Below are 19,341 nucleotides of genomic sequence, written 5' to 3'. Positions count from 1 at the left end.
AGGAACTACAGGGCGGGTGGGCCTTGGTTGATGCGCCGCAATATCGGTTCAAGCCGGTAGAGGTCTTCGCTGGTCTGCAGTTGCCTTTCGTCCCACCAGGTGGCGCCCGCGTCGGCCAGTGGTGCGATCAGGTCGCGCGCCCTGGCCGGATCGCCTGGGCTGACGCCGCCGAGGACGATCTCGAAGGGGTTGCCCTGCTGGTCCTTGCGGTGCTGGTGGACATAGGCGATCAGGTCGCAGACCTGGTCGGCAGGTGGGGCCTGGCCGTGCTTCGCGGTGGCGAACAGCGGGACCACCCCGTCCCACCGGGCCGCTCGCCGCATCGGCCGCCGGTGCGGCCAGAATCCTCCGATCCAGACCGGCGGACGGGGTCGCTGCACCGTGGCGGGCAGCAAGGTGACGTCTCGGACCTGGTAGTGCCGCCCGTCATGGTGTACCGGCTCGCCAGACCAGTAGCGTTGTAGCAGTTCCAAACCCTCGTCGAGACGTTCGGCCAGTACGACCGGATCGGTCGGCTCACCGAAGCTGCCGAACTCGTCCTCGACCGGCCCGCCAAGGCCCGCGCTGAAGATCACTCGTCCGCCGCTGAGGGAATCCAGGGTGGCGACCTGGCGGGCGAGCTGTTCCGGCCGCCGCCGGGCCACCGGGGTGACCAAGGTGCCCAGCTTGAGGCGGGAGGTCGCCAGCGCAGCGGCGGTCAGCAGCATCCACGGATCACCGAAAGACTGCCCCCGGCGCTCGCGTTTGTCGTGCACCACGTGATCCCAGACGAACAGCGCGTCCCAACCAGCCTGCTCCGCCGCGGTGGCCACCGTCGCCACCGTCCTGGCATCGGCGAAGTCCCCAAAATTCGGGATATTGATCGAGAAGCGCATTTCGACATCGTGCTTTCTGAACATCAGGCTCAGCAACCGAATAAAGCGGCCACTCCCCTGCCGCCTTCGTCGATGGTTCAGCGGCGCAGCGTGGTCTCGTGCTGCAAACGCGACAACTTCTGGGGATTGCGCACGGAGTAGATCCCGGTGATGAGGCCGTCCTCGATGTGCAATGCCAGGACGGTGTCGATCTCGCCGTCGAGCCGCAAGATCAGTGCCGGACAGCCGTTGACCGGTGCCGGCTGCAGCGATCTCGCGGCGAGGTTGGTCAGCCCGGCAGCCAGCAGGCCGGCCACGGCGTCGGCCCCGATGATGGGTGCCAGCGCGGCTTGCGCGACTCCACCACCGTCACCCAGGAAGACAACGTCTGGTGCGAGTATGTCGAGCAGGCTCTGCAGCTCGCCCGTTTCGATCGCCTGCTGGAAGGCCGCGAGCGCGTCGCGGGTCTCGGCCGGAGAAACGACCCCGCGCGGCCGGCGCGCCGCGACGTGTGCTCGTGCCCGGTACGCGAGCTGGCGGACCGCGGCCGGGGTCTTGTCGACGGCCTCGGCGATCTCCTCGTAGCCCAGATCGAACACTTCGCGTAGCACGAACACCGCCCGCTCGATCGGCGCGAGGGTCTCCAATACCAGCAGCATCGCCATCGACACGCTGTCGGCGAGTTCGACGTCCTCGGCCACGTCGGGTGTGGTCAGCAGCGGCTCGGGCAGCCACGGGCCGACGTAGGACTCCTTGCGCCGGCCGAGCGTACGCAGCCGGTCGAGCGCCTGGCGTGTGGTTATCCGGACCAGGTACGCCCGCTGTTCCTGCACCGTGTCGAGGTTGACGCCCGCCCAGCGCAACCAGGTCTCCTGGAGGACGTCCTCCGCGTCGGCGGCTGACCCGAGCATCTCATAGGCGACGGTGAACAGCAGGTTGCGATGGGCGACGAAGGCCGCGGTGGCGGGGTCCGGCCGGCCGTCCCCGTTCCTGCCGGCGCGGTGATCGTCGGGTGTGGTCTGCGCCGTGCCGGCCATGGGTGGCTCCTGTTTCTTCTCGACTGGGTCGCTCATCAGACGCCAGGTCCCATCGCTTTGTAACACCGGGACGGCAGTGGTACGCGTCACGGGAGCGTGCTGTTACGCGGATCGGGTCGCCGCCGTCTTGTGGTCGTTCAATACACAACCACGAGCGAGGACGAAGTCATGGAACCCCGTTTCGACCTGAACGAGAACGAACTCGGCGCCAAGATCGGCAAGCGGTTCGCCAACACCAGCGTGGCGATCATGCAGTCGTCGCTGCCCAAGTCCCTCCAGGAGTTGGTGGAGTTGCGCGCCAGCCAGATCAACGGCTGCGGTTTCTGCGTCGACGCCCACGCCAAAGAACTGGCGGCCGCCGGTGAACCCGCGGTGCGGATCAACCTGGTCGCCGCCTGGCGAGAGTCCACTGTGTTCACCGAGGCCGAGCGGGCCGCACTGGCACTGGCCGAGGAGGGCACCCGGCTCGCCGACGCCAGCCACGGTGTGTCCGACGAGACCTGGGCCCAGGTGCGCAAGCACTACGACGACGACCAGATCGCCGCGCTGGTCTATCTGGTCGCCATGATCAATGCCGCCAACCGGCTCCTCGTGATCACGAAGACCAAGGGCGGTTCCTACCAGGCCGGCACGTTCGACAACGTGGCGAACTGACCGGCACGCGAATCCCGGCCCGGCCCGGGATCATTCGGTCCGGGCCGGGCCACGGCGGTACCAGCGGACCGGCCACTGTCGTCCCTTGATCTCTTTGGTCTCCCCGTCGCCGGTGCAAGCAATGAACCCGGCGTTCTCGGCGACCCGTTGGGACGCAAGGTTTTCCGCGTGAGTCCACAGCCGGATCTCGGTGACAGGCCAGGTGTCCGCTACCCGCTGGCACAGTTCTTTCAACGCTCGGCCGGCCACCCCTTGGCCCCTCGCCGCGGGCGCTACCCAGTAGCTCACCGAGGCCACGTCTCCTTTGCGGGCAGCGGCGATATTCGCCAACCGAATGCCCGCTGTCGCATCAACAACGACGTAACCGAGGGCGTCGTCATCATGGCGCAGCCGGTGCAGCGCGGCCCGGAATTCTTCGACGGTCAGAGATTCGCGCTCGGTGGTAAACCGAAGGGTCTCCGGATCGCGCGCCTGCTGCACATACCACTCGGCGTCCGAGTCCAACCAGTCCCGCAGCATGATCTCCATGCGTCCTCCAGTGGGCCTTCGCCGCCTGCTTCACCGGAGAGCGGTTACCGGGAAGGTTCGGTAGCTGCTGGTTGGATACTGTCATAGGTTTCCCGGGCGGCCAGGACCTGTTCCATATGCGACTCGGCCCAGGCCTTGATGGAGACCATGACGGGGAGCAGGCTTTCCCCGAGGTCGGTTAGTGTGTAATCCACGCGAACCGGCACCGACGGGGTCACGCTGCGGGAAACCAGGCCGTCTCGTTCCAGGGTCCGCAGTGTCTGGGTCAGCATCTTCTGGCTGACGCCAGCAATGATCCGGCTCAGATCGCTGTAACGCTGAGAGCCGCTCGCGAGCGCGTTCACGATCAGGCTGACCCACTTGTCGCTGATGCGGTCGAGCAACTTACGGGCGGGGCAGGCGGCGAGATACGCGTCGTAGGCGTTGCGCTGTTCTGCTCGGCGTTGTGTCGCCGTCTTTGTAGCCATGGCACTCCCAGGTTCGGTACGCACCTTGAAGTGCGTACTTCCCAATGGAGAGTAACCCTACAAGAGTGTGTCTCATGAGAGCCGTGATCATTCGTTCCTTCGGCGGTCCCGAGGTACTCAAGATCGCCGATGTCCCGGTGCCGAAGCCGGGACATCGGCAGATCGGAATCAGAGTCGCAGCCGCCGCCGTCAACCCGGTCGACGCGCAGACCAGGTCCGGCGCCCTCACCGAGGCCGGCTTGCTGCTGGCGCGGGATGTCATCGGCATCGGCTGGGATGTGGCCGGCACAGTGGACACGCTCGGCCCCGGAGTCGCCGGCTTCAAGCCGGGTGATCAGGTGATCGGCCTGTCCGATCGCCTCGCGATCCCGCTGAAGACGCATGCCGAATACGTGGTGCTGGACGCGGATGCGGTCGCCGTGGTACCGCCGGGTACGGACCTGATCGCCACCGCGACGCTGCCGCTCAACGGGCTCACCGCGGCCCAAGCGCTCGACCTCGCCGAACTACGGCCCGGCCAATCCCTGCTGGTCACCGGCGCGGCCGGCGGCGTGGGCAGCTACGCCACACAACTCGCTGCTTTGGCTGGCGTACGTGTTGTGGCTGTCGCAGGAGATGGAGACGAAGAGTTGGTGCACGAACTCGGCGCCGAGTTCTTCGTGCCGCGCACGGCCGCCGACCTGCCTGCAGCGGTGCGCGACCTCTTCCCCGGCGGTGTGGACGCGACGATCGACGCCGCGTCCATCGGCATGCTCGCTCTGGACGCCGTCCGCGGTGGCGGTGTCCATGTCGCCGTGCTGTCTCATGGCCTCACACCATTGCGTGGCATCCGACTCGCCAACGTCTGGATCCGCGCGGACGGCGCACGTCTTGCCCACCTGGCCGCCGCCGGCTTGCGGCACCGTGTTGCCGACATTCTTCCGCTGGACCAAGTAGCCAACGCACACCGGAAGCTCGAGCGGGGTGGGATGCGCGGCCGTCTGGTCCTCACACCCTGACCGCGACGCGGCAAGCCATCCTGGCGAGACAGTGACGCCTCCTCGACCCAGCCAGCGCGATGCCGGAACTCCGCCACACCCGAATCCGGTTCGACAGATGGCTCATGCCATGCATGAATTCAGGTTCGTCACTCCAAGCTCAGTGCCGTTGTGATCAGTCCCCGGATTTCCTTGCGCGAGACGTGTCCGCCTCCCACCAAACGATCGAAGACCAAACCGTCGATGCAGGCCAGCAGCGTGAGAGTCCGCTCTTCCACCTCCCCCACGCCTTGTGTGGCCAGAAACGTCCGCACGGCGACATGCGCCGCGTTGTCGCGTGGCATGAGGATCTCGCGCAGTTCCGGGTGGCGCGCGCTCTCGACGGTGCAGGCATAGCGGGCGAGGGAACGCTGCCGTCCGCTGCCGGACAACCGCAGCTCAACGAATCCGGCGATTTCCTCCGCCAATTCCTCGGCGTTGCGCGGCACCGGCGTTGCTTCTCCGAGTGCCTGGAGTTCGGCTTGGTCGAGTTCGACGAGCCGGCGGACCAGCGCGGTGAGCAGGGCCGTGCGTGTGCGGAGATAGGCCGAGGTCGTGCCGGGCGGGAGGCCGGCTGCCTGGTCGACGGCGCGGTGTGTCAAACCCCGCATCCCTTGGTCGGCGAGCACGGCGATGGCTGCGTCGGCGAGAACGGTGCGTCGGTTTGAGGCCACATCCCTCTTTCTACACCAGTAGAAGCCGGACCTATCCTCTTCTACGGATGTAGAAGGAATCGATGAAAGGGGCCGGTGGCATGGGCGGCAAAGCAGTGGTTGTAGGCGGGGGCATCGTCGGCCTGGCCGCGGCGATCGGTCTGCACCGCATCGGCTGGGAGGCGACGGTCCTTGAACGCTCTTCCGTCCTCGACGACGCGGGCGCGGGCATCTCCTTGCATGCCAACGGCATGCGTGCCCTGGATGCCCTCGGCATCGGCGGGCCGGTGCGCAAGGCCGCGCGGTGCCAGTACACGGGCGGCACCCGCACGCCCAACGGCCGCTGGCTGGCCCGGATGGACGGCGCCGCGCTGGAACGCCAGCTGGGCACACCGATCGTCGGCATACCTCGCGCCGCGCTGCACCAAATGCTGCGCGACGCCCTGCCGCAGGGAGTACTGAGGGTCGGAGCCGAGGCAACGGCTGTCGACTGCTCTACTCCCGGCCAGGTGCGAGTGACCTGCGGCAAGGCCGTGCTGGACGCGGATTTGGTCGTTGCCGCGGACGGTGTCGGCAGCCGGTTGCGCGCACAGTTCTTCCCAGCACATCCCGGCCCTGTCCACAGCGGATCGACAGTGCTGCGCGCCGTCACCCAGCGTCCGGTCGACCTGCAAACCGACTTCGAGCTGACCTGGGGCCCCGGCGCAGAGTTCGGCCACATCGCCTTCGCCGACGGCCGGGCCGAGTGGCACGCGGTCATCAACTCACCGGCCGGTGTGCGCTACCCCGACCCGCTGGCCGAGGTGCGCCGCCGGTTCCGCGGCTGGCACGACCCCATCCCCGTCCTCCTGGCTGCAACACAGCCGCAGGACGTCCTGCACCACGACGTCAACGAGATGGCCACCCCGTTGCCCTCATACACCGTGGGCGGCGTCGCCTTCCTCGGCGACGCGGCCCACGCCATGATGCCGAACCTCGGACAAGGCGCCTGCCAAGGCTTGGAGGACGCGGTCACCCTGACCGCCGCGCTCGCCGCGGATCCCACGATCGAATCCGCGTTGGCCCGGTATGACAACGAGCGCCGGCCCCGCAGCCAGGCGGTCGTTCGCGCCGCGCGCCAAGCCGGCCGAATGGGCCAGCAGTTGCACAATCCGCTTGCCATCGCCGCGCGCAACTTCGCACTCCGGCTGGCCCCGTCCCGCGCCACCATGCGCGCAATCCTGCGCCACGCCGCCTGGACGCCCCCACGCCTCGGCTGACCGCCACCAGCCCGCCTGGAGTCCGGCCTTCGGTATCTGTGTTCCCAAGCCGGAACTCAAGCGCCTGAACCGGGGACACGCCCGCCTGAACCGGGGACACGCCAGGCGCTGGCGTGTCCCCGGCTGGGGAGGCTGAGTTCTGGGTTCAGGCGGGCGAGTTCTGGGTTCGGGCAAGAACGTCAGAATCAGCCCAACCTCAACCGACTTCGACACGGGCCCTAGCGGGGCGACGAAGTCCAGGCTGTCGACAACCTGGCTCAAACCCGGCGCCAAGGCGCGCGAGACCGCGGACATACATTGCGATCATGCGAACCATAGCGATCGATGCCCACGGGGCCTTCCAACTGGAGCAGCGTCCAGATCCGGTCGCGGGACCGGGGGCCGTGGTGGTCCGGGTGCGAGCCGCCGGGCTCAACGCCGCTGACCTGCAGCAGGCACGGGGGGACTACCCGGCGCCACCGGGATGGCCGGCCGACGTGCCCGGCCTGGAGATCGCGGGCGAGGTCGAGCAGGTCGGACCCGGCGTCCCGGGGGTTGTACTCGGGGACCGGGTGATGGCGCTGGTCGGCGGTGGCGGCCACGCCGAGCGGATCACGGTCCCCGCTGATCTTCTACTGCCGGTACCGGAGGGCCTGCCGTGGCAGGAGGCCGCTGGTTTTCCGGAGGCGTTCAGTACCGCCTGGGACGCCCTGGTCATCCAGGCCGGAGTCCGCGCCGGCGACCGGGTGCTGGTCAGTGGCGCGGCGGGCGGGGTGGGTACCGCCATGGTGCAGGTCGCCGCGGCCTCCGGGGCGCACATCGTGGCCAGCGTGCGTCGGCCCGAGCTCCATGAACGGGTGAAGTCACTCGCACCGGATGGCCAGGTGGACGTCGTGACTCCCGACCAGGAAGCCACGCACGCGCCGTACGACGTGATCGTGGAGCTGGTCGGCGGCGAAGACTGCCTGCAGCGGGTCGCTCTGCTCCGCAGCCGGGGCAAGTTCCTGGTCGTCGGAGTCCAGGCCGGCACCACGGCGCCGCTGCGGATGTTCGATCTCATGCTCGCGCGCGCCCAATTGATCGGCACCACCATTCGCGGACGCTCGCACGCCGAAAAGGTGCTCCTCGCCGCCACGGTGCGGACGTCGGTGGTGCCCCTGCTGGCGCGGGGACGGTTGCGGGTGCCCATCGACGCGGCCTTCCCGCTTGGCCAGTTCGCGGACGCCTACGCCCGACTGGCCGGGCCGGGCAAGTTCGGCAAGGTCATCATGCTGCCTTGACGGTCTCGCGTGACTCCGGCTGGAAACACCCATGCGACCGCCCACAAAGGACACGATCAGGCACGGTCGATCAGGTGCCGGATCCGCTCGGCCTCGTTGAGGTAGCGAACCGTGGTCTCCGGGTTGCCGGGCCAGTACGCGGAGGCGAGGAACTTGAGCGCGTCGTGGCACTGCGCAAGGTCGCCCTGGGTGCGCCAGGTCTTCAGCGCGGACTGCAGCAGCGGCTCCACGACGTCGATGGGTTCCTTGGCGAGGATGAGGAAGCGGGCCTTCCAGGCACGGGCGAGCGCGGCAAACCACTCCGTTCGTTCCGGGACGAGTGCGCCGGCGTCCAGCAGGAGGTCGCACGCGCTCACCGCGGCCGGAACGCGGGCGAGGGCCTCCGCGCCTGGTCCCGACTCGCCGTGGTCGGAGAGACGGTAGTAGAAGGTCGCGATCGCCTGGAAGAAATCGCCGACGTGCCGGGGTTCCGTCCGTGCGGCGAACTCGGGTGACCGGCTCAGAAAGCGGTACTCGTCGTCGTTGATGAAGTCCTCGAACAGCAGCCCGGTCAGGGTGACGAATGGGTTCCGGGAAACCGGGGCGTAGGTGCCCGCGGCCTGCCAGTGGGCGATTGCGCGGTCGAGTTCGTCGCGAGCGCGCTGGAGGGGGACGCCGAATTCCGGTAGCACACGGTCCTCGTCCAGCAGCTCCGTAACGCGGTGCAGGACGTTGTCGTCGAGCCATTCCCGCGCCGGCGACGCGTCGAGCGATACCGGTTCGGTAGCCTCGGCGAAGGCCATCGCGAGCACGGTCACGGTGGCATCGATGATCTCCCGGTAGAACTCGATCCGGAACACCAGATGCGCATCGTCGACCTTCGGCATCATTTCGTTCTTGAGCATGGTCAGCCGATCCGCCCCGGACATGGCCAGCGGATGATCCGGATACAGTCCGGTGTGGACGGTGAAGCCGTGGTGCAGCGTCTGCATTTCCAGAAACGGCGCGGGTTTGAAGATCTTCAGTGCCTGCAACGTCTGGGCCGGGTCGTCCGGCGGCGCGATCCCGAAGACGACGCCTTGCGCTCCTTCGCCGAGGAATGCGTTGATCAGCACCCGGTGCTTGCCCTCCGGCCACCCGGACATCCCGGTCGTGTCCGTTTCGAACGTCGTCCCGACGAAATGCTCACGCAACATCTGGCCCCCTCACGCGCGTTCGGCGCGGAATACGATCGGATGGATCTGCACGCCGGAGTCCGCCGGTGCGAGTGTTCCGAATCCCGCGACGGCCAGCGGTGCTCCTCGAAGTGCCAAGGTCAGCGCGGTCACGGTATTCGAGTTCAGCACGAGATGCTTGCGGGACACGGTCATTACCGCGTCCATCGTGCTGACGCGGCCGTTGAATTCCACGTACGGGTAGAAGAAGGGGTCACGCGCGCCGAAGACCGCGGTGACGACGTGGTAGGACTCCTTCCCCGCGTCGAGGGCTTGCCGCGCATTGGGCACTTGGTCGAGCGCGCCGTCGTCGCGGACCAGGGTGAAGTCCCCGGTGAAGAAGACCCACTGGGCGTCGTCGGCTGGCTGCGTGCCCGGCAGCAGGTGCGCGGGGCCGAACAGGAGGCGGTCGCGCGAGCGGAAATACCGGTGCAGGGCGAGAAAACGCTGCTCTGGGCTCAGCGGCCGGTCGTCGGCAAGGTGGCACTGGTATGCGCGGTGGAAGGCGACCACTTTGCGCGTGCTGAAGTAGAAGCTGGTGGTCAGTAGCCGCTCCGGCTCGACGTACGCGGCGAGATCGCGCGCGAAGCGCCGCAGTGCCGGGGTCAGCACAGCGGGTGGATTCGGCGGCGTGGGGTCGTGCTCCCGTTGGAACTGCAGGAGTACCGCACGGGTGACCTGGTCGACCGCGTTGGGCAGGTCGGGTCCAGGGACACCGAGCGCGGTGAGACAGACGTCCAGGTCGCGCAGGGCGACAGCCAGCGCGTCCGCGGTCCGCTCGTCGAGTTCGACCTGCCGGGCGGCGCCGGAGCGGAACGGGTCGGAAACGGTGAGATGTAAGTGAACCCCACCGTGGATGTCGCGCGCCTGGACGGAAACGCCGGCAACTCCGGACATCAGGTTCACCAACTCGCTCACCCCGGGATTCTAGCGATCAACGGCCGGGAACACGGCGAAGCGGCCGGATAGTTCAGTTTCGCACGAATGGGTCAATACGTGAATTTCCTACCAACCGTAAAACTATCTTGACTAGGCCACAATCGGACAGGAAAGATCAACTACCCGGGCGCCCAGTCGGGGTCAACGAGCGGCGCCACCTCACGAGAACTGGGAAGTCAATGCGAAGAACCTTGCGCTTGCTTGCGTCCGTTTCCGTGGCTGCCGCCGCGCTGACGCTGTTCACCGCGCCGGTAGCCAGCGCCGACGAACCGACGGGGTCGGCACCCGTAACGCTCAAGCTCCGACCCGTAAAGGTCGCGAAGTCCTCGCCGGGCATCGCGCCGCAAGCCACGCAGCAGGCCACACAGCAGGCGTACTATTTGGGTCCGGTGTCCGACTGGACCCGGTGCCTGGACGCCGATCTGAACACGATCAACGGTAACGGCACCAAGGTGCAACTGTGGAGCTGCATCATGTTCCCGGACGGCACCGTCCCGGCCAACCAGGCGTGGTACATCACGCAGATCCCCGAGGGCTACTACCGGTTCCAGAACGCCTACAGCGGCCGGTACCTCGACGCCGACCTCAACACGATCAACCGCAACGGCACGAAGATCCAGCTGTGGGACTACGTGGCCGGCGCACGGAACCAGTGGTTCGACGACATCGTGATTCCCGAGGGGTTCGAGCGCTTCCAGAACGCCTACAGCGGCCGGTACCTGGATGCCGACCTCAACACGTCGGGTCGCGACGGCACCATCGTGCAGCTGTGGGACTACGTCGGCGGCGCGACGAACCAGTGGTGGGGCTGACGCAGCGGTTCATGGTCTCAGCGGGAGTCGCGATCTGACGTTGGCTCTTGACGAATAGACCGATCCGCATGGTCCGGGCCGGTAGCCGATTGGCTACCGGCCCACTTTCTTGTGGTCAAGGGCGCTGGCTACGGATCAGTTGGTCGAGGCGACCGGTGCCGGATCATGGCTTTGGCGAACTGAAGTCTTCAGGAGCTTTCCCGCCGTCCGGTTGACCGTGATGCGCTCCAGTGCCCAGAGTGCGACGGTCCCAGCCGAGAGGAAGGCACCCACGACGCACACGCTGGTCCAGCCGCCGCGCACCCAGACCACCGAAGTCAGCGCAGAGCCTGCCGCACTGCCGGCGAAAAAGGAGGTCATGAAGGCGGAGTTGATCCGGTTGCGAGCCTCGGGCCGGAGTCCGTAGATGACGTTCTGGTTGCTGTTGAGCACAGCCTTGTACGCCAGGTCGAACACGATCACGCCGACGAACAGCCAGGCCAGCGAGCGTGCGCCGATGGCGATCGTCAGCCAGGACGCCAACAGCACGACCGTCCCGACGCCGGTCACGATCTGTACGTATCCGCGGTCGGCCAGTCGCCCCGGCACCGAGGCGGTCAGCGCACCCGCGGCGCCGACCAGGCTGAACAGGCCGATGGCCGACTCCGACCAGCTGTACGGCGACTGCGCCAGCAGGAAGGTGAGCGCCGTCCACAGCACGCTGAACGAAGCCGCACTCAAGGCGCCGATACCCGCCCGCCACCGCAGCAGCGGCTCGTACCGGAACATCGCCACCGTCGAGCGAAGCAGACCAGGGTAAGAAAGGCGTTGGCCGTCGCCGCCGAGCCGGGGCAGGAAGACACGCAGCAGCACGGCCATCAGCGCCATCAGAGCCGCGTTCACCCAGTAGACCGTCCGCCAGCTGCCCAACTCCGACAGCGCCCCGGAGGCGGTGCGCGCCAGCAAGGCGCCGAGCATCAGCCCGGTCATCACCGTGCCGACCACCCGGCCACGCTCGCCCGGGGTCGCCAGCGTCACCGCGAACGGCACCACGACCTGTGCCCCCACCGAGGTCAGCGCGGTCAGGGCCGTCGCGGCCAACAGCATCGTGCCGTTGGGGGCGGTGGCCGCCACCAGCAGAAACACCGCGGTCACCGCATACAGGGACACGGCCAGCCGTCGCCGTTCCACCAGATCTCCCAGCGGTACCAACAGGAACAGCCCCAGTGCGTACCCGGCCTGGGCGGCCGTGACCACCAGCGCAGCCAGCGAGGGGCCCAGGCGCAGTTCGCGGCCGATCAGGTCGAGCAGCGGCTGCGCGAAGTAGTTGCCCGCGACCGCCAGTCCGGTGGCCACCGACATGAGCAGAAGCAGCCAGCGTGAAAGACCGCCACCATCCACGTTGGATCTCGTCGTCATGCACTTAGCCTCGGGCACGACGATCAATGAGTCCAATACATGTTTGTCATATAGATCGATCGTGAGTCACGATTGCTTCGTGGAGCTTCAGCAGATGCGCTATGTCGTCGCCGTCGCGGAGACGGGCAACTTCACCCGTGCCGCCGAGCAGTGCCTGGTCGTCCAGTCCGCGCTCAGCCACCAGATCGCCCGGCTGGAACGCGAACTGGGCACCAAGCTGTTCGACCGCACCAGCCGCCGCGTCCGGCTGACCCCGGCCGGCGAGGCGTTCCTCCCCGCGGCCCGGCAGGCTCTGGACGCCGCCGAGCGGGCCCTGGCCGAGGTGGCGGCCGCCTCCGGTGAGATCCGCGGCCCGCTCGCCATCGGCGCCATTTCCACCGTCACGGCGGTCGATTTGCCAGCGGTACTGGAGCGCTTCCACGCACGCCACCGAAAGGTGCGGATCAGTCTCCGCTCGGGCGCGAGCCTGGAGTTGGTCGAACGGGTGCGACAGGGCACCCTGGATGTCGCGTTCCTTGGAATACCGGTGAACGCGCGTCCCAAGGGGGTTCGCGGCCGCGAACTGGCGCGCGGCGACCTGGTCGCCGTGGTGGCACTCGGCCACCCCCTGGCGGACGAGGATGACGTGGACCTGCTGCGCCTCTCGGCTGAACCGTTCGTCGACTTCCCCGCCGGAACCGCCGCGCGGGCCCAGTCGGACGAGGCGTTCGTGGCGGCCGGAGTCCGGCGCGAGGTCGCCTTCGAAGTGACGACCGTGAACTTCATGGCCGGCCTGATCCGGCAGGGCCTGGGGATCGGGATGTTGCCCGCCGCATTCGTGCCCGAACTCCGCGATCTGTCCATCCTTCAGGTCCGCGACGCTCCCGCCCGCATGGAGTACCTGATCTGGAGTCGCTTCCCGCTTTCCCCCGCCACCGCGGCCTTCCTGTCCGCGCTGGGTATCTCGGCAGCGGAATCCTCGAAACCGCCGAACGGTGATGAATAGCGAACCCGGCAGGTCTTGGCCACCGGACCGTCTCACTGAGGGATCGTCAACTGAAACAGCTTTTCAGGAGGTTCTGACCAGGCTCCGGCCGTCAGCGGCGTGAAGCTCGATGGAGTCGAGTCCGGGGACGTTCCCGGTGACATGGACGGCATCGGAGTTCTTGCCATCCGCGCGGATGCCGCCCCCGACCTCGAACCGGCCCACACTTCCTGCTATTTCCACGGCGTTGACACCATCGCCGCGGGTAGCGATCGTCCCACCAACGGAGATGCGCTCGACCTCGCCTCCCGGCTTGATGCTCAGGGCAACGGCCTTGAGGAGGACCTGCACTCCCTTGACCAGGCTCAGTCCCTCACCGCCGCTGGTCGTCACGTCTCCGGACACCGACAGGACACCCATCGGCTTGCTGACCTGGATCCCCACCGATCCGTCGCCGGTGGTGGCCACGCGCGCAAAACGCGCTTCACGCAGCGACCCGTCGTAGAGGTTGAACCCGCGGGCGCCCTTGCCGTTGGTCTGGATCGGGGCCCGCACGTCGAGGCTGTCGATGGTGCCGAAGTTGACGAATCCGATGCCGCTGGGGCCGTTGGAGGTGACCGGCGCGGTGACCGTCCAGGTGGCGACATCACCCCAGTTGTCCAGCACCATGTCGTTCTGCCCGTACGTCGTGGTCGGCCCCGCGTTGGTGACCTGGTCGACCACAGCCCCGGAGATGACGAAGACACCACCGGAGATCAGGTCCGGGGTGGCCTCCGGGATGCCGCCGTCGGTGTGGATCTCGCCGGTGCGCAAGTGCGAGACGCGCAGCAGGCCGCCATCGCCCTTGCCCGCCCAGTTTCCGTGGCCACCGGCGAAGACCCCGCTGCCCCGCACCGGTGTGACTGCGGTACCGACCGACACGTCCAGCAACTCGGCGGTGATGGTCACCGCAGGATCGGCCTGCAGGTTCCAGACCGTCAACGCGCCTTGTAGCGCTTCGACCCCGAAACCGTGCGGACGACGCGACCGTCCGCGCACGTCGGCCCGGTCGATCCACAGTCCCTCGACCTGCACATGCCCGGCGCGGATCGCGCCCTCGGCCACGAGCAGCACCTGCCCGACGGCCCGTACGTCGCGGAGGGTGAGCGTTCCCATGTCGCCGACGCCGGTGTCGTTGAGGATCGCGACCTCATCGTCGGCCGTCAGCACGGTCACGCCGTCGAGGGTGTTGTCCGCGGTCAGGCGCACCCCCTTCGCGCCGAACCGCAGGGTGCCGCCGCGCAGTGTGACACCGGGCGGGATGGTGATCATCGGCGAGCCAGTGATCGTTCCCTCGATCCCGATCTCCCGGACGCCCGATTCGAGCGCCTCGGCAAGCTCCGCGACGTTCGTGACCTGCGTTGGTGAGCGCATCCTTGCTCCTCCTCGGCGCCAGGGATGCTGCCGTCATGCCGAGTCAACCACGGCCGTGCCGCGGAAGCAGGTCATCAGCACCCTGCTGGGACGCTCAGGACCAGCGCGGATGACAACTTGCCGGTGTTTCAGCGGAGGAACCCCTAACGCCAACACCGGCGACCCAGCACGTCAGCTCCGCACCTCGGGCCGGTCGATGATCCGCAGCCAGGTCCCGTCCGGCTGGCGGCGCGCCACCTGAACCCGGCCGCCGGTGTTGTCGGCGGGACGGGTCGAGGTGAGGGCGAGGTCGCCGTAGTAGACGGTGGGCAGCGGCTCCTCGATCGCGAACGGCGCCGGCGCGTGTTCCAGCATCCGTTCGAGCACGGCCCGGATCGCCTCCCGCCCCACGGTGGTCGACCCCGGCGGATAGGCGATCACCGCGTCCGGTGCATACAACTGGGCCAGTCCTTCGGCGTCATTGGCGTTGCACCGTTCGACGAACAACCTGGCCAGATCTTCGGGCTGCGCGGCCCGTTCGCGTTCGTTGGTCATGAGTCCAGCCTGTGCGCAGCCCAGCCATAAGTCCAACAACTAGTTCGTCTGAAGGCTAGAATCAACAGTTATGGAGTTGCGGCAGCTCGAATACTTCGTCGCGGTGGCGGAGGAACGGAACTTCACGCGGGCGGCCGCCAGGGTGCATGTCGCGCAGCCCGGCGTGAGCGCCCAGATCCGCCGCCTGGAACGCGAACTCGGCCAGGAACTGCTCGACCGGTCAGGACGGTCGGTGCGGCTCACCGCGGCCGGCGAGGCGGTCCTGCCGTTTGCGCGCTCCGCACTGGCCGCGGTGGAGGGTGCACGCCTGGCGGTCGACGAGCTCACTGGGCTGCTCCGCGGGCACGTCGCCATCGGCATGGTGACCTCGCACGCCGTCGACCTGCCCTCCTTGCTCGCCACCTTTCATGAGGACCACCCGGCGGTGGAGATCACCCTGGCCGAGGCCACCTCCGAAGAACTCGTCGAGGGCGTGCGCGGCGGCCGGTTCGACGCCGCGATCATCAGCCTCGGCAGCACCACCCCGGCAGGCATCGACATCGAGGTGATCACCGACCAACCGATCATGGCCGCGGTCAGCCATGATCACGAACTGGCCGCGCAGCGCACGATCTCGATCGACACGCTCCGCGGCCGCCCGCTGATCAGCCTGCCCGCGGGCACCGGCCTGCGGACGCACCTCGACCAGGCGTGCGCGGCGGCCGGGTTCACCCCGGTGATCGCGTTCGAAGCCAGTGATCCGGGTGTGGTCGCCGCGCTGGCCGAGCGCGGGCTGGGCGTGGCGATCCTGCCCGGGGAGTTCGCGCAGGCGCGATCGGATCGGCTGTGGCCGATCGCGATCAACCGGCCACCGCTGCGCGGGCGGCTGGCCTGGGCGTGGCGCGCGGGCGGGCCCAGCAGCCCGGCCGCGCGGGAGTTGGTGGAACGGGCCCGCAGGATGACCGTCGCGACCCGCTGAGTCAGCCAACCCGTTGGCGTGCGCGGAAAGTCGCCGTCTTCACCCGGTTCTGGCACGACGTCGAGCAGAACCGCCTGGTGCCGTTGCGCGAGGTGTCGACGAACACACGGTCGCAGGCGGGGGCGGTGCACACGCCGAGCCGGTCGTGTATCGGGTTGCCGAGCACCACGGCCAGACCGGTCGCCATGGCCGCCGCCCAACTGCGGGCCCAATCCGCGTTCGGGGCATGGAAGTGCAGGTGCCACGGTTCGCCGTCGTGCCTGCTCAACACCGGCACCGCGTGGGTCTCGCGCAGTAGCGCGTTGGTCTGCTCGCAGGCGTCGTCGACCCGGCCCGCATCGACGGCGGCGAACACCTGCCGCAGCTTGGCGGCGTAGTCACGGAGTCGATCGACATCCCGCTCCGACAGCTCCCGTGTCCGCGGCGGCCGGAGCAGCGATCTCACCTGCCCGGTGCAGTCTTCGGCCCGGTATTCGCGGCCATGCGCATGACCAGCGGTCAGCAGGTTGACCGTGGCCACGGCCAAGGACACGATCCCACTGGCGTGACTGTCGAAGTTCACTCGGCCAGCCACCTCCTGTCGGTCTCACCGGGTCGGTCCACTGTTCCATATTGGACACGCCGGTGACTCCCCCGCCGTTCACGCGGTCGCGCCGGTTTCCCTCCTGGCGCGGGCCGAGTCCCGTGACCGCGGCGATCTCGTCGATGATCGACGACCACAGCGGGCGGTCCACTGTCCCGTGACCACGGTGGGTGTCCAGAGTCAACGGACGACGTGCAGGACCGTCTTACCGGTTGCGCCCTTCCCGGCATGGAGGTGAGCATTCGCGGCTTCTTCGAGCGGGAAAACGCGATCGACGTGGACGTCGAGTTCGCCGTTGTCGATGAGTGCGGCGAGCCGGGCCAGACCGTGACCGTCCGGCTCGACGAGTGGCTCGGGCGCGAGGCGGACACCGACCGCGTCAGCGCGCTCAGCGAACCCTGCCGGCCGGCCGGGCGCGACTGGAATGAACAGGCCACCGGGCCGCAGGACTTCGAGCGAGCGCAGCGCGGTGTCGGGCTGCACCATGCCGACGAGATCCAGGACGATGTCGATGTCGCGTGCCACCCGCTCGAATGGGATCTCCCGGTAGTCGATGAGTTCGTCCGCGCCCAACTCGCGTAGCCAGTCATGTTTGCCTTTGCTTGCAGTCGCGGTGACGTGCGCACCCAGACGTTTGGCGAACTGCACGGCGAGGTGCCCGACGCCACCGCCCGCGCCGTGGACGAGCACTCGCTGTCCCGGACGCAGGCCGGCCAGATCGGTCAGGACCTGCCAGGCGGTGAGTCCCGCGAGCGGAACCGCGGCGGCGTGATCGTGGTCGATGGTGACCGGCTTGCGGGCGAACTGCCGGGACGGCGCGGCGACGAACTCGGCGTAGGCGCCGGCGGGGCGAGGCAGCCACAACAGCCCGAACACCTCGTCGCCCGGGGCGAACAGGAACTCACCCCGGCCGGTTTCCTCCACCACACCGGATACTTCCCACCCGAGGATGTGCGGCGGTGTCCCGAGCGCGTCGGCGGCCGGCGTCGGCAACCCCTCCCGGGTACGCAGATCCAGCGGGTTGACGCCCGCCGCGTAGACGCGGACCAGAACTTCGGTCGGCATGGGCACTGGTCGTGCCACGGTCACTGGCGTGAGCACTTCGGGGCCGCCGAAGCCATTGATCCCCATGGCGCGCATGGTCGCGCCCCCATCCATGACTGCTGCCATTGCTCGTCTCCACCGGTGCGTTCGTTCGGACAAACGCCAACGCTATGCGGAAAGTCGTGGTTACCCGCAAGGGTTCCCACTACCCATTGGGTAGCCTTGCTGGTGAGGAGGCCGCCTGTGAGTAAGCGCTGCGACAGTGGCGTCCACGACGAACACGACGTGTACGCCGCCCTGTGTCCGTGTCGGGACGTCCTGGAGGTGCTGGCCACCAAATGGTCGGCCCTCGCGATCGGCGCGCTCGAAGCAGGGCCGCAGCGGTTCGGCGCACTACAGCGACGGCTCCAGGGAGTGAGCCCGAAGGTACTGACTCGCACACTCCGTCGGCTGGAGGAATACGGGTTCGTCAGCCGGACGGTCTACCCGGCGGTGCCGGCCAAGGTGGAGTACGAGCTCACCGAGCTCGGACGAGGAGCCGCCCGCCCCTTGGCCGGCCTTCGCGACTGGGTCGAGACCCACATCGACACCGTCCGAGCCTGACATTGTCGCCTGCCCTTCCAGTCAACGGTCGTCGGAGTGCCTGGTCCCGCAGTCCGCAAGGTCGATGGCTGGAAGGACTTCGTGGTTTGTCAGTCCGCGCCCGTACGATTCCGCGCCGGAGGATCATCGAACATCGTGGAGGATGGAAATTCGGCCAGCCCCTGAGGAATCCAGCGCCATACGCGTCCGCGGGCATACAAAAACGACGCGGAGCTTCTGCTCGAAGAGTCGATGTGCGTCATCGGTGAAGTCGGGTACTTCCGGCCGTACGCCACCACAGAGGAGCTGCACGCCCGCCTGGAGCCCAAGCTTTCTCACGTCGAAAGCGTCCTCGGCGTGCTTGTCAATGACTTCCTTGCGGCGGCAGCCCGAAATCTCTTCCTACATCGATGACTTGATGGCCAATCTGGCTGATGAGGACCTGCACGAGTGGTCCGGCAGCCTCGGCTACGCGTCGCCGTTCGCCGTCTGAGGTCGCCTTGACGCGATCGCCTCACGTACGGCCAGGGCGATCTCGTTGGCCCATCTGGACACGTGCAGACCATTTCGGAAATTGACAACCTGATCCGAAAGTCCAGCTGGCATGAGTCCATCAAGATTGTCCGAAATTCAAGGTTCAGAAAGGTGCTCGTGCGGTCTCGCATCCACAGTTCACCGCCCAGCAACGTTGGCGCTTAGCGCTGGTTTTCGTTCCGATGTTCCATCTGCCGCCAATTGCAGTGAATGCGAATTCGCGACAGTTTGAGAATCGGGTCCGTTGTGGACAATGGTTTGACGAGCCAACCTGCAGGTTAAGGCCCTGAAGCAGGGACTCCCTACCGTCCTGCCAGCTTGGTATCGGCTGGAGGCGAGTACGGGTTGTGCCGGGTCCGGTTCGGCAAAGGCAAAGAAAGGCTCGCCGCCTAATACTCCAGCCGGACTTCGTGATCGGGGCTGATGAGGGGGCGCCTGAAGTGGGTGCGGCCGCCAGTTGATCATGGTCGGTTGTGTGGACTTCCCAAGATCGGCTGGCGGCCGCGGGCGCCAGCATAGACCCTGCCCGCTGGCGGGCGATGTTCGATGAGCTGACGGGGCGGATCGCGGGCCGTTTCAGCCGGGTCGAGCCCCGTCGCCGGGCGGAGAAACTGTTGCTAGGACTGGTGTCGCAGCTGCCACGGAAGAACTGCTGGACCA

General features: G+C 67.6%; 21 protein-coding genes and 1 pseudogene. 10 read left to right on the top strand and 12 right to left on the bottom strand.

Going from position 1 to position 19,341, the window contains the following annotated elements:
• Positions 1-5: 5 nt before the first annotated feature.
• Positions 6-875: an LLM class flavin-dependent oxidoreductase gene (locus tag A3CU_RS0129500; protein ID WP_027945309.1), complete on the bottom strand. Its 870-nt coding sequence runs from the start codon at positions 873-875 to the stop codon at positions 6-8.
• Between the two features lie 77 nt (positions 876-952).
• A complete protein-coding gene (locus A3CU_RS0129495) occupies positions 953-1,891 on the bottom strand; it encodes an RNA polymerase sigma-70 factor (RefSeq protein ID WP_027945308.1) in 939 nt (312 codons plus the stop codon).
• A 168-nt stretch (positions 1,892-2,059) separates the two neighbouring features.
• Here A3CU_RS0129495 and A3CU_RS0129490 point away from each other — a divergent pair, with 168 nt between their 5' ends.
• On the top strand, positions 2,060-2,545 hold the full coding sequence (locus tag A3CU_RS0129490) for a carboxymuconolactone decarboxylase family protein (RefSeq protein ID WP_027945307.1): 486 nt from the start codon (positions 2,060-2,062) through the stop codon (positions 2,543-2,545).
• Positions 2,546-2,575: 30 nt separating this feature from the next.
• On the opposite strand, the gene A3CU_RS50130 is transcribed toward A3CU_RS0129490, so the two are convergent.
• Both A3CU_RS50130 and A3CU_RS0129480 read right to left on the bottom strand, forming a co-directional pair.
• Positions 2,576-3,073, bottom strand: coding sequence for a GNAT family N-acetyltransferase (locus A3CU_RS50130; protein WP_052372392.1), 498 nt, complete (start codon positions 3,071-3,073; stop codon positions 2,576-2,578).
• A gap of 44 nt (positions 3,074-3,117) precedes the next feature.
• On the bottom strand, positions 3,118-3,540 hold the full coding sequence (locus A3CU_RS0129480; protein ID WP_027945306.1) for a winged helix-turn-helix transcriptional regulator: 423 nt from the start codon (positions 3,538-3,540) through the stop codon (positions 3,118-3,120).
• A 74-nt stretch (positions 3,541-3,614) separates the two neighbouring features.
• On the opposite strand from A3CU_RS0129480, the gene A3CU_RS0129475 reads away from it, so the two are divergent.
• Positions 3,615-4,538, top strand: a complete 924-nt coding sequence (locus A3CU_RS0129475; protein WP_027945305.1) for an NADP-dependent oxidoreductase — start codon at positions 3,615-3,617, stop codon at positions 4,536-4,538.
• 128 nt (positions 4,539-4,666) lie between these two features.
• On the opposite strand, the gene A3CU_RS0129470 is transcribed toward A3CU_RS0129475, so the two are convergent.
• Positions 4,667-5,230: a TetR/AcrR family transcriptional regulator gene (locus A3CU_RS0129470; protein ID WP_027945304.1), complete on the bottom strand. Its 564-nt coding sequence runs from the start codon at positions 5,228-5,230 to the stop codon at positions 4,667-4,669.
• A gap of 80 nt (positions 5,231-5,310) precedes the next feature.
• On the opposite strand from A3CU_RS0129470, the gene A3CU_RS0129465 reads away from it, so the two are divergent.
• The gene (locus A3CU_RS0129465) at positions 5,311-6,468 is read left to right on the top strand and encodes an FAD-dependent monooxygenase (RefSeq protein ID WP_027945303.1); all 1,158 of its coding nucleotides are present in this window, start codon (positions 5,311-5,313) and stop codon (positions 6,466-6,468) included.
• 305 nt (positions 6,469-6,773) lie between these two features.
• On the top strand, positions 6,774-7,727 hold the full coding sequence (locus tag A3CU_RS0129460) for an alcohol dehydrogenase catalytic domain-containing protein (protein ID WP_027945302.1): 954 nt from the start codon (positions 6,774-6,776) through the stop codon (positions 7,725-7,727).
• A gap of 56 nt (positions 7,728-7,783) precedes the next feature.
• Here A3CU_RS0129460 and A3CU_RS0129455 read toward each other — a convergent pair whose 3' ends face one another.
• Positions 7,784-8,902: a hypothetical protein gene (locus A3CU_RS0129455; protein WP_027945301.1), complete on the bottom strand. Its 1,119-nt coding sequence runs from the start codon at positions 8,900-8,902 to the stop codon at positions 7,784-7,786.
• 9 nt (positions 8,903-8,911) lie between these two features.
• Complete coding sequence (locus A3CU_RS0129450; protein WP_027945300.1) at positions 8,912-9,838, bottom strand: hypothetical protein; 927 nt, start codon at positions 9,836-9,838, stop codon at positions 8,912-8,914.
• Between the two features lie 200 nt (positions 9,839-10,038).
• On the opposite strand from A3CU_RS0129450, the gene A3CU_RS0129445 reads away from it, so the two are divergent.
• Complete coding sequence (locus tag A3CU_RS0129445; protein ID WP_027945299.1) at positions 10,039-10,671, top strand: RICIN domain-containing protein; 633 nt, start codon at positions 10,039-10,041, stop codon at positions 10,669-10,671.
• 135 nt (positions 10,672-10,806) lie between these two features.
• Here A3CU_RS0129445 and A3CU_RS47275 read toward each other — a convergent pair whose 3' ends face one another.
• Positions 10,807-12,069: an MFS transporter gene (locus A3CU_RS47275; RefSeq protein ID WP_043842999.1), complete on the bottom strand. Its 1,263-nt coding sequence runs from the start codon at positions 12,067-12,069 to the stop codon at positions 10,807-10,809.
• Positions 12,070-12,148: 79 nt separating this feature from the next.
• Between A3CU_RS47275 and A3CU_RS0129435 the strand changes: the two genes are divergently transcribed.
• Positions 12,149-13,054, top strand: a complete 906-nt coding sequence (locus A3CU_RS0129435) for a LysR substrate-binding domain-containing protein (RefSeq protein ID WP_027945298.1) — start codon at positions 12,149-12,151, stop codon at positions 13,052-13,054.
• A gap of 63 nt (positions 13,055-13,117) precedes the next feature.
• Here A3CU_RS0129435 and A3CU_RS0129430 read toward each other — a convergent pair whose 3' ends face one another.
• A complete protein-coding gene (locus A3CU_RS0129430; protein ID WP_027945297.1) occupies positions 13,118-14,446 on the bottom strand; it encodes a hypothetical protein in 1,329 nt (442 codons plus the stop codon).
• A 171-nt stretch (positions 14,447-14,617) separates the two neighbouring features.
• On the bottom strand, positions 14,618-14,980 hold the full coding sequence (locus tag A3CU_RS0129425) for a YybH family protein (RefSeq protein ID WP_027945296.1): 363 nt from the start codon (positions 14,978-14,980) through the stop codon (positions 14,618-14,620).
• Positions 14,981-15,050: 70 nt separating this feature from the next.
• Here A3CU_RS0129425 and A3CU_RS0129420 point away from each other — a divergent pair, with 70 nt between their 5' ends.
• Complete coding sequence (locus tag A3CU_RS0129420) at positions 15,051-15,938, top strand: LysR family transcriptional regulator (RefSeq protein ID WP_027945295.1); 888 nt, start codon at positions 15,051-15,053, stop codon at positions 15,936-15,938.
• A gap of 1 nt (position 15,939) precedes the next feature.
• On the opposite strand, the gene A3CU_RS0129415 is transcribed toward A3CU_RS0129420, so the two are convergent.
• Positions 15,940-16,500: a CGNR zinc finger domain-containing protein gene (locus A3CU_RS0129415; protein WP_027945294.1), complete on the bottom strand. Its 561-nt coding sequence runs from the start codon at positions 16,498-16,500 to the stop codon at positions 15,940-15,942.
• A 201-nt stretch (positions 16,501-16,701) separates the two neighbouring features.
• Positions 16,702-17,661 carry an NADP-dependent oxidoreductase gene (locus A3CU_RS0129410; protein ID WP_156960623.1) on the bottom strand — a complete coding sequence of 320 codons (960 nt, stop codon included), beginning with the start codon at positions 17,659-17,661 and terminating at the stop codon, positions 16,702-16,704.
• A 147-nt stretch (positions 17,662-17,808) separates the two neighbouring features.
• On the opposite strand from A3CU_RS0129410, the gene A3CU_RS0129405 reads away from it, so the two are divergent.
• The 3 genes and pseudogenes from A3CU_RS0129405 to A3CU_RS52840 form a co-directional block, all read left to right on the top strand.
• Positions 17,809-18,168, top strand: coding sequence for a winged helix-turn-helix transcriptional regulator (locus A3CU_RS0129405; protein ID WP_027945292.1), 360 nt, complete (start codon positions 17,809-17,811; stop codon positions 18,166-18,168).
• Positions 18,169-18,514: 346 nt separating this feature from the next.
• Entirely contained in the window at positions 18,515-18,640 is a 126-nt protein-coding gene (locus A3CU_RS55235; RefSeq protein WP_281174161.1) for a hypothetical protein, read from the top strand.
• Between the two features lie 556 nt (positions 18,641-19,196).
• Positions 19,197-19,341 (top strand): annotated as a pseudogene (locus A3CU_RS52840) (IS701 family transposase); the annotation flags it as partial.

The organism is Amycolatopsis taiwanensis DSM 45107 (assembly GCF_000519205.1).
Classification (GTDB): domain Bacteria; phylum Actinomycetota; class Actinomycetes; order Mycobacteriales; family Pseudonocardiaceae; genus Amycolatopsis_E; species Amycolatopsis_E taiwanensis.
This window is presented reverse-complemented; position numbering and strand designations above follow the sequence as displayed.